Source organism: Winogradskyella forsetii (assembly GCF_013394595.1).
Taxonomy (GTDB): domain Bacteria; phylum Bacteroidota; class Bacteroidia; order Flavobacteriales; family Flavobacteriaceae; genus Winogradskyella; species Winogradskyella forsetii.
Genome location: NZ_CP053348.1, coordinates 1,857,621 through 1,871,627 on the forward strand (window position 1 = coordinate 1,857,621; position 14,007 = coordinate 1,871,627).

Here is a 14,007-nt window from a genome sequence, read left to right on the forward strand (position 1 = left end):
ATGACACCAACTTACGAAAAAGTACATAACCGGTTTAAATTTAACGGACTTCATTTTAGTCATGAAGAATTAAAAGAAGTAGCTTATAGTCTTATAAAGGAAGGAAAACCTTATGAAAAAATAACGGGAGATTTTCTAATAGATTGGCTAAACAGTAAAGATTTTTTAATCGTAAATACTTCGGGTTCTACAGGTTACCCTAAGCAAATTAAACTAAAGAAACAGGCTATGGTTAATTCTGCCATTGCCACTGGTAATTTCTTTGGACTGGAGCCAGGCGATAAAGCCTTGCATTGTTTACCAAGTCATTTTATTGCTGGTAAGATGATGTTTGTCCGTGCTTTGGTCTTAGGTTTGGAAATAGATTTTGTTGAGCCAGCAGCGCAACCTGATTTTGATTATGAAAAAAAATACGATTTCTGTGCCATGATTCCATTGCAATTAAAACAGACCATTAATCATATTCAGAATATAAAAACCATCATTGTTGGTGGTTCTAAGGTCACAAAACCTTTAATAGAAAAAATAAAAGGCTGTGAGTCTAAATTTTATGAAACCTATGGGATGACGGAAACCGTAACACATGTGGCCCTAAGGCGATTAGAATCCAAATCTGGAGAAAGAGAGCCTTATTTCAGTGCCTTAGAAAATGTGAAGTTTGAGCAAGACGACAGAAATTGTCTAATCATTCACGCTCCAAAATTGGTTAAGCAAGCATTAATCACTAACGATATCGTCGATTTAAAGTCAGAAACCAGCTTTAAACTTTTAGGTCGTTTTGACAACGTCGTAAATTCTGGTGGTGTTAAATTATTTCCAGAACAGATAGAGGATAAGCTACAGCCAGCCATTAAGCAACGCTTTATTATCGCGGGCGAAGACGATGCCACCTTAGGCGAAAAATTGATTCTTATTGTTGAAAAACCAACAAATTCTAACGAAGAGATTCTAACGGCTATTAAAGAATTAAAGACTTTGGATAAGTTTGAAGTGCCAAAGAAAATCTATAGTGTGGATAAATTCTCTGAAACCGTAAACGGAAAAATTCAACGTAAAAAAACGATAAAGGCAGTTTTGGGTAGTTAACTCATTCAAACAGATACTTCACTCATTGTAGGTTTTACATTATGGTAGTTGTTTATAGGTTTACGTAAACTTATAAATCAACTATTATGAAAAATCTAGTACTTATTTTAGCTCTTGTGTTGTCGTCATGGCAGATACAAGCCCAAGAAAAAACAATCTCAGGAATTGTAACGACAGCGGATGACGCCTTGCCATTGCCAGGCGTAAATATTTTTATCAAAGGCAACTCTAAAGGAACTCAAACGGATTTTGATGGTAAATACAGCCTTCAAGCAAATTCGGGAGATATTCTCGTTTTTAGTTATATAGGTTACATAACCACAGAAGTTGAAATTGGAAGCGTTTCAACCATTGATGTGGTTTTGGAAACTGATAGCAATAGTCTGGATGAAGTAGTGGTTACCGGATATGCTGTTACAAAAAAAAGAGCTTTTACAGGTGCAGTTTCTGTGGTCAGTGTGGAATACGAGCAAACCAGTAAATCACAATTAAAAAACCAAGCGCGGAAACGAGTCCACAATAAAATTTCCAATCAACTTGCTGGTCAAGTTTCTGGTATTAAAATTAAAGGCACTACCAAATCTAACATTTCAAACGTATTATATATTGTAGATGGAATCCCAGTTCAGAAAAGTTATAATACTTTAATAGAGCAATTAGATCCTGATACTATTGATAGTGTCAATGTTTACAAGTCTTCTGAAGCCATTAACACATTTGGAAACTCAGCAAAAGACGGTTGTATTGTGATTACCACTAAAAAAGGAAATTATCGTATTCAGAATGATGAGGATTATGCAAACATTACTGAAAATAATTTTGAAAGCACAGCGATGTCGCCTTTATCAACCTTCTCAATTGACGTAGATAAAGCAGGGTATTCAAATGTAAGACGCATGATTAACAATGGAGAAACCATTCCACCAGATGCTGTAAAACTTGAAGAAATGGTAAATTATTTCAACTATAAGTATCCACAACCTACCGACCAGCATCCTTTTTCCATTAATACCGAAGTGGTTGAAACACCATGGCACAAAGACACGCAGTTGGTGAGAATTGGGCTGCAAGGCAAAAGCTATGAAAATGATCAGTTGCCAGCATCTAACTTAACGTTCTTAATTGATGTGTCGGGCTCTATGGGTTCGCAAAATAAATTGCCGTTGTTAAAAAGTGCTTTTAAACTGTTGGTAAATCAATTAAGAGAAAAAGACAATGTCTCTATTGTGGTGTATGCTGGAGCAGCAGGCGTGGTTTTAGAACCAACCTCTGGAAACGAAAAAGAAACCATTTTGGCAGCTTTGGATCATTTGAATTCCGGCGGTTCTACAGCTGGAGGTGAAGGTATTAAATTGGCTTACAAATTAGCAGAAAACAACTTTAAAAAGAATGGGAATAATCGTGTCATTTTGGCCACAGATGGCGATTTTAATGTTGGCGCTTCGAGTGATAAAGCGATGCAAACCTTAATTGAGGAAAAACGCAAATCTGGCGTGTTTTTATCGGTTTTAGGGTTCGGCTATGGGAACTATAAAGATTCAAAATTAGAAACCCTGGCCGATAAGGGCAATGGCAACCATGCCTATATTGATAATATGCAAGAAGCACAAAAGGTATTTGGAAAGGAGTTTGGCGGTACACTTTTTACGATTGCCAAAGATGTAAAGATTCAAGTAGAATTCAATCCTAAAAAAGTGCAAGCGTATCGCTTAATAGGCTATGAAAACAGATTACTAGCCGATGAAGATTTTATAGATGACACCAAAGATGCGGGCGAATTGGGTAGTGGACATACGGTTACGGCATTGTATGAAGTCATTCCGGTTGGTATAAAAAGTGACTATCTTAACGCCATACCAGATTTAAAATATACCCAATCAGAAGTGTCCTCAAATTACGAAGATGAATTGTTCACGGTAAAATTTAGATATAAAAAGCCGAATGAAGATACCAGTATTGAAATGGTTCATATTCAAAATACAGAATTAACAGATGCTTCTGAGGATATGAATTTCGCATCAGCTGTGGCACTATTCGGTATGCAATTACGAAACTCAAAATATTTCAACAACGCCTCAACTTCTAAAGTGATTGAATTGGCCGAAAGTGGAAGAGGAGCTGATACAGATGGTTATAGAGCTGAATTTATGAGGTTGGTGAAATCTTATGATAGTTTGAAGTAAAGGGAAGTGTTTTCAGTTACGGGGTTTATAACATAACTATTGGAGCATTTGGGTATTTGATTGTTCCTGTAACTTTTAATAAAAAAGGAATCCTGAGTTTATGGCTTTGGATTTTTTTTTATGATGTAACTTATCTTCATGATTTCTAACTTATAAGTAAATTAGTGTGTATTAAAAGTAAGAACTAATAAATAAAACAGTGTTACTAAGAGCATAGGAATAGAAATGCTTTTAGGTTAAGTTTGATTTACACTATTTGTCGTTTATGTATATTAATTCTGAGTAAAAAATGATAAAAAATCAGGAATTGTTGATAACAAAATCAAATAAAATTTATATTGCACTTTATAAATTAGCTCTCTAAATTACTTGTCCCATTTATGAATAGTCTTTTTAGGTTTTGGATTTTACTTATAATTATAGGTATTTATTCAGTAGGGACTGCGCAAGACACGCACTTGAAATTGAGATCAGAACAAATTTCAATTCAAAAGGATTCTACCTTTATAAGAAAAATCGCAATTAGTTTCGAAGAAAATGATGCACCACGCGTTTATCCTATTTTTTATGATACCGAATTAGAGCTTTTATCAGATATTAAGCTTTTTGAGCAGAAAGGTAAACGCTTAAAAAAATTATACTTAGAAACTATTGACGAAGAAGTAAACTTAGATTATATAACAAGTAAAAAGATAAAATCTGTTGTTATTCCAGCGGAAAAAAAAGTACAGTTGACCTATTTAGTCTCTTGCAATGAACTTATGTATTTATCAAGTCTGCCGCTATTCTCCTATAATCAGATAGACACTTTGGAATACCAAATAAAAGTTCCGAATGAATTTGGAATAACACATAATACAATTTATAAAGATTCATTATCATTTTATTCCATAGACTCCACAAAAACAGAGAATGACGTCCTATTGAAACTAAAAGTTGCTCCGAAAAAAGTAGAACCAGATCCGCTGCAATTTTTCGGTATTTACAAAAACATGAAAGTTCCATTAATGCGAACTTTGATTATACCAAATTCATTTGAAGGGCTTCCCGCTAAGTATATGAACGATTGGTATTTAAAGAGTGTGTTACCACAGAAAGGTTTAAATACAACTGTAAAAGAAAAACTAGATGCATTGACTTTGAATGTTACCGATGCGTCAGAAATTGTGAATATAATTTATGACTATGTAAGACGTAATTTTAAATATGTAGCCATAGAAATTGGTATGGGTGCATTTATTCCTTCACATGTCAATAGCGTTTATTTAAACAAGCAAGGCGATTGTAAGGATCTTTCGAATTTTTTATCAGAAGCCTTACGATACAAAGGTATTGAGTGTGATCTTGCTTTAGCGGCTACTTTCGACCATATAAGCGATTGTGATTTTCCGTCTTTAAGTTCTGCCAATCATGTTATTTGTGTTGCCTATATTAATGATGAAAAGATATTATTAGATCCAACTGACCCTATACACCTGCAGGGAACGCCTGTACAAAGCTTGCAAGATCGAACTATTTTAATAGTAAATTCTGAAGGTGGCTCATTTTATAAAGTAAATCGGTTTAAACCTGAGCAAAATATAATTAATTATCAACTGGATTTAAAAATCAATTCAGATAATGATATTGTTGAAGGTGCATTTCAAATCGATTATAAAGGAATATCGAGTAATTATTTAAGACGTATTCTAGATATTGAAGGCCAAATGGATTTTAATGTATTTAGCCACAGATTTCTTGAAGAAGTTTTAGGTAACCAACAAATATCAAACTTAGACTATACTGATTCGTCAAAAGGACTGAATTTTAAAGGTGATATTTCTATAAAAGGTAAGACTTTTAGTGATGAATCAAATAGGTACTTATTTATCGATTTTTTACCGAGACTTATAGACCCTGAGAGTAGAGAAACACTTATAGAGGGTACTTATATAGGAAATACGTTTAAAAAAATACTAACTGCTAAAATCAGTTTAAATGAGCCTATTGAAACATTTGAAACTATAGAGCATTATCACAAAGGAGATGGTCTATCACTGCGTGTTATGATCAGTGCTATTTCGGATTCTGTAATTGAATGTCAATATAGTTTTGTTTTTGACCATATACTCACAGAAAAAGAAAATATCGATACCATCAATAAAATATTAAATTCATTTAAAAATATAATTAATGAACCAATTGTTCTCAAAAAACACAATGGCTAGTTTAATTGTAATATGCTTAAGTTTACTTTTTTACAGTCTCAAGTCTTCAGAAGTCAAAATAGAAGATCCTTTTTTAACGCTTTGTGAAAATTCAGATGCGTATTATTTACATTCTTATACAGACGTTACTTACTCTAAAAGCTGGTCAAGGTACAAGATGTATATTTCTGTAAATAGTAAATTGGTTGTAAATACTACGAAAGGGGTAGAGGATTATGCTTTTTTAAATTTGAGCGAATATGTGAGCAATCACTTGAAGAAAATTAAAATTAAAACGCTGAAAGCAAATGGATCAGTTGTAGAACTAGATTCAAGTTTAGTATTTAAAAGAAGTTCTAAAAGAGAAAAATTTGGAGTCATTAACTATCCTATTCCTGCAGTAGAACCAGGTGATACTATTGAGACAAATTACGTTTATACGAAGTATTTGCAAGAATCAGAGCTAATGGGTTATGTGGATCTATACTCAGATTTGCCAAGTATTAACTCCCAGTACACTGTAAAAACAGGTAAGGATTTAATTGTGCGCTACAAACCTTATAACAATTTTCCTGAGCCAGCTGTTGTTGCTAATGACTCCATGATTTATTTACAGTTCTCTATGGATAAATTAAAAGGGATTGTAAAAAATGACCTTAACTGTTTACCCTGTGAAAAGCCTTACTTGTATTATGCGCTAGAAAATAGCGATAGTGAATTAAAAACTTGGAAGGATGTATATAATATTGAGTTTAATTTTCTTACACAGCCAATGTCATTGGATTATGAACGGTCCTCTTACTACAAAAGATGGAAACGTAGAGTTCTAGGAACGGCTAAAGACAGCTCTAAATTTTATCAGCTAAAACTTTTGCACAATGAAGTATTAACTAACTTTAAAATGCAGCAAGTTAAAGAAAGTGAGTTAATAAAATCCACTGGCTATTTTTTGAAGGAGCAAAGATTTGATCCGTTGAGCATTAGAAGGTTTTATAGGCAGATATTGGAGGATCTGGAAATAGATTACTGGGCTGTATTTGGTAGAGAAAAACGCCTTGGGCCAATAGATATGCACTTAATTAGAAAAGGTGAATTTGGTCATATATTTTTTGCTTATGAAAATGAAAAAGGCCATTTAAATTTTTTATATCCTCATGAGGATTTTTTTATGTATCAAGTTGATGAAATCCCAACACAACTATATGATACGGAAGCTGTTTTAGTCAAACCTTATTTTAATGAAAAAAAGAAGCGGAAAGACAAGTTTATTGATAGAGATCTTGAACTAGCTGAAGTTGATTCCGTAGCTGTGGAAGTCATCAATTTACCAGGAATGAATTATAATCATAATTATATCAATCAATCGATTTACAGCAAGGTAGATATTAAAAAGAAAACAACTATTTTCAAATATAGATTTAAAGTTTCGGGAGGTATGTCAACCGAGTTAAGGTCTTTTTTTAACATGCTTAACGAAAATGAAGAGGCAAGTAACTATTACGATTCTCTGATTGAGTTTGAAGGTGATGACAATACCATCCAAATTGATACAGTGACCAGCAGAATTTTAAGCAATGACAGGCCATTTTCTTATACCTTGAGTGCTGAAGGCACCTTAAATAATGCTGTGACATTTCTTAATGACAGTCTCGTGAGTGTTTCTATTGACAAACTAATCCAACACAGAGAGCTAGAGAGTAGTTCTGATAATTCTAAACTCAGCTATTATTTGGATTATAGTTATTCCGATATTTTAACATTTAATCTAGAATTTCCATGCGCCATAGAAGTATTAGGTATTGAGGATAGCAATGTAGATTTTGAAAGTGGTTTTGGTGAATACGCTTTTAAGTTAAAAAAGAATCATGATAATCAACTGAACATTCAGTCACACTATAGAGTCTTAAACAATTTAATTCCCAAAGAACAGTTTGAAGACTTAAAAACATTGAATGAACAGGTAAAAAATGCGAAAAACAAAAGATTGATTGTAAAATTAAAGACTAAATAATTTATTAATTCTGAATGTTTAAGAATTTCATTCATTTTTACCTCATATGAAACCTAAGTCTTTGTATTGGAATATTTACATGACTATTTATGGCAGAAGAAAATAAAGGTTACGAAGGATTTTGGAAATACTTAGGTTGTACATTAACAGTCCTATTAGCCCTGGTTTTTATAACTATAATTCTAACCATTCTCAATATGATGTTTTTTAAGTTTCAGTTTTGATAGATATCAATAGGAAAACCTATATTTGCACTCTCAAAAATCCCATCCTTAATCCTTCTCACACGGAAGAATTCAGAAGGATTTGATTTTAAATTTAATTAACAAGTTTCCCACTTTCGTGGGAATGAAAAACAAGTTTTTCGATGAAAGCAGGAATCGTAGGATTACCAAACGTAGGAAAGTCAACCTTATTTAACTGTTTATCCAATGCTAAAGCGCAAAGTGCCAACTTTCCGTTTTGTACAATAGAACCTAATATTGGAGTGGTCAATGTACCAGATCCTAGACTTCAAAAATTAGAGGAATTGGTAAAACCAGAACGTGTGATGCCAGCAACGGTAGAGATTGTGGATATTGCAGGTTTGGTAAAAGGCGCTTCTAAAGGTGAGGGATTAGGAAATCAATTCTTGGCGAATATTAGGGAGACCGATGCTATTTTGCATGTGTTGCGTTGTTTTGATAATGAAAATATTGTCCATGTTGATGGTTCTATAAATCCTATTAGAGATAAGGAAACCATAGACATGGAATTGCAACTTAAAGATTTGGAAACGACTGAAAAGAAGTTGGACAAAGTTAAGCGTGCTGCCAAAACCGGTAATAAAGAAGCGCAGAAAGAAGAAGCCATTCTATTAAAAATAAAAGAAAATTTAGAAGCCGGAATTTCGGTAAGAGCTTTGGAATTTTCAGAAGAAGATTATGAAGAGTTTGTAAAACCTTCACAGTTTATTACGGACAAACCAGTCATGTATGTTTGTAATGTGGATGAAGGTGCGGCAACGACTGGAAATGCCTATGTAGAAAAAGTACGTGAGGCAGTAAAAGACGAAAACGCTGAAGTGTTGGTTTTGGCGGTTGGTACAGAAGCCGATATCAATGAATTGGACGATTACGAAGAGCGCCAAATGTTTTTGGCTGATATAGGTTTGGAAGAACCGGGTTCGGCAAAATTAATTAGATCAGCTTATAAGTTATTGAACCAACAAACTTATTTTACCGCTGGTGTTAAAGAGGTTAGAGCATGGACCGTCAATGTTGGTGCCACAGGACCACAGGCTGCTGGCGTCATTCATACCGATTTTGAAAAAGGCTTCATTAGAGCAGAAGTGATTGCTTACGATGATTACGTACACTATGGAAGCGAAGCTAAAGTAAAAGAAGCTGGAAAAATGCGGGTAGAAGGGAAGAATTACATCGTTAAGGATGGTGATGTGATGCATTTCTTGTTTAATGTGTAAATAGAATCAAGAATAAAGACACACGCTTTAATTGCGAGTTGTCACACTGAGCGCTGTCGAAATGACGAAGGAGGTGGCAATCTCATATTGAAAATAAAATGCCTAAAATCGAAATCAAAACCTTTATCAAAGCAGATTTAAAAACCTGTTTTGATTTAGCTCGAAATATCGATTTTCACCAAGCGTCTTTAAGTCACTCTAACGAAAAAGCTATTGCTGGGAAAACGTCAGGATTAATTGGCTTAAATGAAACGGTGACTTGGGAAGCGACTCATTTTGGCATTAAGCAAAAACTTACCTCAAAGATTACTGAATTTGAATCTCCAACTTATTTCGTGGACGAAATGGTTTCAGGTGCTTTTAAATCTTTTAAGCACGAACATATTTTTAAGAACCAGAATGGGGAAACTTTAATAGTTGACAAATTCCACTTTCAATCACCTTTTGGCATTCTAGGAAAATTAGCAAATGTTCTTTTTCTAAAATGGTACATGAAAAAATTACTGACCGTAAGAAACGACTACTTACGACTTAAAGCTGAGGAAATAACCACGCTTGAACATCGTAATTCTTAAATTTTACAAATTCAAATTAAAATAACCCGCTTAATTTCACGGTATGAAATCGAAGCCAACGTTCATTTACGGAATTCTAATTGGTATTTTGGGTATTGTCTTATTTTCCTCAAAGGCGGTAATGGTAAAATTAGCCTATAGGTACAACATTGATGCACTCAGTATCCTGTTGTTGAGAATGCTATTTGCGTTTCCATTTTATATGGCGATCGCTTATTTCTATAGAAACGAAAAGAAAGACACTACTAACCGTAAGGACTATCTATGGTTGGTTTTTTTTGGGTTTGTAGGTTATTATTTGGCAAGTTATTTCGATTTTGTAGGCTTAACTTATATTAAAGCGAGCTTAGAACGCATTATTCTTTTTATTTATCCAACCATTGTGTTAGTCTTCAATAAATGGTTTCTGAAAAAAGCGATAACTAAGGTACAGAAATTGGCCATATTAATAACCTATATCGGAATTGTTATGACGTTTGGAAGTGAAGTGTCAATCACTGGGAATGACGCATTTTTAGGAGGCTTTTTTGTGTTGCTTAGTGCTATAACTTATGCCTCTTACTTAGTGGGAAGCGGTTGGTTGATTCCAAAATTTGGCGTCATGCGATTTACAGCTTATGCGATGTTGGTATCTTGTGTTTGCGTGTTTGTTCATTTTGGAATGGTCTCAAAAACGGATATTTTTAATTTTCCTTGGCAAGTCTATATGCTAGGTTTAGCCATTGCTATTTTCGCTACAGTGATTCCTTCATTTTTGGTGTCCATATCCATTAAATTAATCAATTCGTCAAATTTCGCCGTTGTAGCAGGTATTGGGCCGATTTCTACCATTGTACTGGCAGTAATATTTTTAAATGAAAGTCTTACGATGCTTCAAATTATTGGAACGTTGATCGTGATTTCAGGAATTTTATTGGTTTCAAAAAGTAGGAATTCATAATTCTAAAACATTTGTGTCTATTAAAATTTTCAATGTGTCTTTAAGGTCTAGATTTATTGGGTTTTGAGCGTATTTAACTTAAGGTACCTTACCTTTTTTACAATTTATGAAGAACACAAATCGAATAATGATTTTAATCCTGTTTTTTCAGCTAGTTAAAACTTAGTCTATGCTCTTGATTCTATAAGCGCAGCGATCTATCGTCTTTTATAAAACAACATTGTTAAAACGTGTAATTCAAACTTAGTGCTTGGTAAGTATCTCCAAATCGCGTTCTACCCATAACTGGAGTCAGTCCTAAATTCAAATCATCTTTGCGCTTATGAAGTTCGGGAATATAATAGCCAGCCAAAGCACCCAAGCCATAACCTAAAAGGACATCAGTTAAAAAGTGTTGACCTGCTTCTATCCTTAAATAACCTACGGCTGCAGGTAAAATTGCGGCTCCAGCCCATACATAAGGTATGCCAGCAGAATCTGGGTTAAAATCTTGAAACGCTTTTGCTGCAAAAAAGGTTGCTGTTGCTGTTGCGGCCACATGACCAGAATAAAAAGAGCGCTGCCCATTATTGGATGTTCTTCGGTCTAATGAATTTTCTTCAGAATATACATAAGGTCTGCTTCGATTTACCAAACCGGCAGTAATACTATATAAAGCTCCAGTCGTAGCCATGCTTTCTAAATAAATACCAAGAACTTGACCTGTATGGTCATTAACTTCATCGTCAAAAAGCAAGACGAATGGCGCAGCAAACGACAATGCAAATGGGATATCACTGATTTCGCTGGCTTTTTCAGAGTTATTGCCTACTGCCCAACGGTCTAGAAAATTAATATTATCTTGTTTGTCTAACACGTTTTGAAATTCGGCTGGTGTAAGATCGTCTTTGTTTCTAATAAGGGATAGTCCAAGGTAACTGGCTCCTAATCCAGCACCTGTCCATATACCATCACGTTTCCATTTCCACTCGTATGGCGAAGTAGATTTTTGTTGGGCTAAACTAGGCAGACTAAACAATGCGATAAAAAAGGAGGCAAATAGGATTTTCATGTATATTTTTTGGACAAAATTATTGATTAGATAGAATATTAAGTGTCCAAAAGCGATAGATATTAACGCTTTTACACTGTTTAGGGTTTTAAGGCAGTTATTAAGTGCTATTGTTAATTACTTTGTTAAAAGCATATTTCATTTTTTAAGCTATAGTCTTATATTAGCCTTTCAGCAATAATCTCATCTATTTTTATGTCAGAACAGTCTAACTATACCGAAGATAATATACGTTCACTCGATTGGAAAGAACACATCCGAATGCGACCTGGAATGTATATCGGGAAATTAGGTGATGGATCATCTCCAGATGACGGCATTTATATTCTTTTGAAAGAAGTTTTGGATAATTCCATTGATGAATACGTCATGGGAGCAGGCAAGACCATTGAAATCTCTGTCCACGGCGAACGTGTGATTGTTCGGGATTACGGTCGTGGAATTCCTCTAGGAAAAGTGGTCGATGTCGTATCCAAGATGAATACAGGCGGAAAGTACGACTCCAAAGCCTTTAAAAAATCGGTAGGTTTAAATGGTGTAGGTACAAAAGCAGTCAATGCCTTGTCCTCGTATTTTAGAGTGGAATCTACAAGAGATAATAAATCGGCTTCAGCTGAATTTGAACAAGGAAATCTTACCAATGAAGAGTTATTGGATGACACATCTCGACGAAAAGGAACCAAGGTGTCTTTTGTTCCAGATGAAGTCATTTTCAAAAATTATAAGTATAGAAACGAATACATCGTTAAAATGCTTAAAAATTATGTCTATCTAAATCCTGGATTGACCATAGTTTTTAATGGCGAAAAATATTTTAGTGAAAATGGTTTAAAGGATTTATTATCTGAAAATATTAATGAATCCGATATGCTGTATCCCATTATACATCTTAAAGGTGATGATATTGAAGTCGCCATTACGCATAGTAAAACACAATATAGCGAAGAATACCATTCCTTTGTCAATGGACAAAACACCACTCAAGGCGGAACGCATTTAGCCGCTTTCAGGGAATCTTTGGTTAAGACGATTCGAGAATTTTATGGTAAAAACTATGATGCTTCTGATGTAAGAAAATCGGTCGTTTCTGCCATTGCCATCAAAGTTATGGAACCTGTTTTTGAAAGTCAGACCAAAACCAAATTGGGTTCAACAGATATGGGAGGCGATTTGCCAACGGTTAGAACTTATATCAATGATTTCGTAAAAAAATACCTTGACAACTTTTTACATAAAAATCCCGATACGGCAGAAAAAATCCAGCGTAAAATTCTTCAAGCCGAACGCGAACGTAAAGAATTATCAGGCATACGGAAATTAGCAAAAGACAGGGCAAAGAAAGCTAGTCTTCACAATAAGAAACTGCGCGACTGCAGAGTACATTTCGGCGATACTAAAAATGAACGTTACTTAGATACCACGTTGTTCATTACAGAGGGAGATTCCGCTTCTGGTAGTATTACTAAGTCAAGGGACGTCAATACACAAGCTGTTTTTAGTTTAAAAGGGAAGCCATTGAATTGTTACGGTTTAAGTAAAAAGATTGTTTATGAAAATGAAGAATTTAATCTGCTTCAAGCCGCTTTAAATATTGAAGAATCCCTTGAGGATTTGCGATACAATAACGTTGTAATCGCCACAGATGCTGATGTTGATGGGATGCATATTCGCTTATTGTTGATTACATTTTTTCTACAATTCTTTCCTGAAGTCATTAAAGAAGGGCATTTATATATTCTACAAACGCCTTTGTTTAGGGTCCGAAATAAAAAAGAGACGATTTACTGTTATTCTGAAGAGGAACGCAGAGAGGCTTTGGAAAAACTAAAACCCAAACCAGAGATCACTAGATTCAAAGGTTTAGGTGAGATTTCACCAGATGAATTTGTACATTTTATTGGGGAAGATATACGGTTGGATCCTGTGATGTTAGATAAGGACATGTCCATTGAAGAGTTATTGTCTTTCTATATGGGAAAAAATACACCGACGCGTCAAGAGTTTATCATTGACAACCTTAAAGTTGAATTAGATGTGGTTGAAGAGTCCGTATGAGAACCGATAACAGAAATATCAAGAGCACCATAATTTCTATTTATTTTTTATTGGTGGTAGCGGCTATTTTATTGACAACGGTATTCAAATCATTTCGAATTTTTGAAGGGAGTTCATTGTTTGTGTTTATTGGCTTGTTAGTTGCGGTGGTTACAGTTCATTTTGTGGCCAGATATTTTGAATATGATAGTGATGGTTCAAAACTGGTCATCACCAATAGTGGTTTAATCCTCACGGATTATCTCAATTATAGAGAAGAAAAAGTTGAAATAGATAAACAAAATTTAGTCGGTTTTAAAATTCGTAAATTATTGGTATATAAAATTTTGATTGTGACCATTAAAAACAGCGAAGGAAAGCATTATACAAAGAAATTCAATATTACGCTTTTAAAGAAAAAAAAATTAAGGTACGTCAAGCAATCTTTAAGAAAGATTATAAAAGAAAATAAATAAGCA

General features: G+C 34.2%; 10 protein-coding genes. 9 read left to right on the top strand and 1 reads right to left on the bottom strand.

All coding sequences use genetic code 11. The features are described from left to right. From HM987_RS08105 to HM987_RS08135, 7 genes are all read left to right on the top strand, one after another. A complete protein-coding gene (locus HM987_RS08105) occupies positions 1 to 1,086 on the top strand; it encodes an AMP-binding protein (RefSeq protein WP_179006854.1) in 1,086 nt (361 codons plus the stop codon). An 86-nt stretch (positions 1,087 to 1,172) separates the two neighbouring features. Then, entirely contained in the window at positions 1,173 to 3,269 is a 2,097-nt protein-coding gene (locus HM987_RS08110) for a vWA domain-containing protein (protein WP_179006856.1), read from the top strand. A 458-nt stretch (positions 3,270 to 3,727) separates the two neighbouring features. Next, entirely contained in the window at positions 3,728 to 5,476 is a 1,749-nt protein-coding gene (locus tag HM987_RS08115) for a transglutaminase-like domain-containing protein (RefSeq protein ID WP_229724647.1), read from the top strand. Continuing rightward, complete coding sequence (locus HM987_RS08120) at positions 5,469 to 7,466, top strand: DUF3857 domain-containing protein (protein WP_229724649.1); 1,998 nt, start codon at positions 5,469 to 5,471, stop codon at positions 7,464 to 7,466. The genes HM987_RS08115 and HM987_RS08120 overlap by 8 nt, the downstream gene beginning before the upstream one ends. Positions 7,467 to 7,833: 367 nt before the next feature. Beyond that, positions 7,834 to 8,928 (top strand): redox-regulated ATPase YchF, encoded by a 1,095-nt coding sequence (ychF, locus tag HM987_RS08125; RefSeq protein WP_179006862.1) that lies wholly within the window; start codon positions 7,834 to 7,836, stop codon positions 8,926 to 8,928. 98 nt (positions 8,929 to 9,026) lie between these two features. Next, on the top strand, positions 9,027 to 9,503 hold the full coding sequence (locus HM987_RS08130) for an SRPBCC family protein (protein ID WP_179006864.1): 477 nt from the start codon (positions 9,027 to 9,029) through the stop codon (positions 9,501 to 9,503). Positions 9,504 to 9,546: 43 nt separating this feature from the next. Beyond that, the gene (locus tag HM987_RS08135) at positions 9,547 to 10,443 is read left to right on the top strand and encodes a DMT family transporter (RefSeq protein ID WP_179006866.1); all 897 of its coding nucleotides are present in this window, start codon (positions 9,547 to 9,549) and stop codon (positions 10,441 to 10,443) included. A gap of 223 nt (positions 10,444 to 10,666) precedes the next feature. Here HM987_RS08135 and HM987_RS08140 read toward each other — a convergent pair whose 3' ends face one another. After that, on the bottom strand, positions 10,667 to 11,494 hold the full coding sequence (locus HM987_RS08140) for a phosphatase PAP2 family protein (RefSeq protein WP_179006868.1): 828 nt from the start codon (positions 11,492 to 11,494) through the stop codon (positions 10,667 to 10,669). Positions 11,495 to 11,689: 195 nt separating this feature from the next. Here HM987_RS08140 and HM987_RS08145 point away from each other — a divergent pair, with 195 nt between their 5' ends. Together HM987_RS08145 and HM987_RS08150 are read left to right on the top strand one after the other, a co-directional pair. Further along, on the top strand, positions 11,690 to 13,549 hold the full coding sequence (locus HM987_RS08145) for a DNA topoisomerase IV subunit B (protein ID WP_179006870.1): 1,860 nt from the start codon (positions 11,690 to 11,692) through the stop codon (positions 13,547 to 13,549). Continuing rightward, positions 13,546 to 14,004, top strand: a complete 459-nt coding sequence (locus HM987_RS08150; protein ID WP_179006872.1) for a hypothetical protein — start codon at positions 13,546 to 13,548, stop codon at positions 14,002 to 14,004. Before HM987_RS08145 ends, HM987_RS08150 begins: the two co-directional genes overlap by 4 nt. Positions 14,005 to 14,007: the final 3 nt, after the last annotated feature.

What these genes read in the sequence shown, in the direction of transcription:
- HM987_RS08130 (WP_179006864.1), top strand. Translation starts at nt 9,027, where the DNA reads ATGCCTAAAATCGAAATCAAAACCTTTATCAAAGCAGATTTAAAAACC.
- HM987_RS08140 (WP_179006868.1), bottom strand. Translation starts at nt 11,494, where the DNA reads ATGAAAATCCTATTTGCCTCCTTTTTTATCGCATTGTTTAGTCTGCCT.
- HM987_RS08105 (WP_179006854.1), top strand. Translation starts at nt 1, where the DNA reads ATGACACCAACTTACGAAAAAGTACATAACCGGTTTAAATTTAACGGA.
- HM987_RS08120 (WP_229724649.1), top strand. Translation starts at nt 5,469, where the DNA reads ATGGCTAGTTTAATTGTAATATGCTTAAGTTTACTTTTTTACAGTCTC.
- HM987_RS08145 (WP_179006870.1), top strand. Translation starts at nt 11,690, where the DNA reads ATGTCAGAACAGTCTAACTATACCGAAGATAATATACGTTCACTCGAT.
- HM987_RS08135 (WP_179006866.1), top strand. Translation starts at nt 9,547, where the DNA reads ATGAAATCGAAGCCAACGTTCATTTACGGAATTCTAATTGGTATTTTG.
- HM987_RS08150 (WP_179006872.1), top strand. Translation starts at nt 13,546, where the DNA reads ATGAGAACCGATAACAGAAATATCAAGAGCACCATAATTTCTATTTAT.
- ychF (WP_179006862.1), top strand. Translation starts at nt 7,834, where the DNA reads ATGAAAGCAGGAATCGTAGGATTACCAAACGTAGGAAAGTCAACCTTA.
- HM987_RS08110 (WP_179006856.1), top strand. Translation starts at nt 1,173, where the DNA reads ATGAAAAATCTAGTACTTATTTTAGCTCTTGTGTTGTCGTCATGGCAG.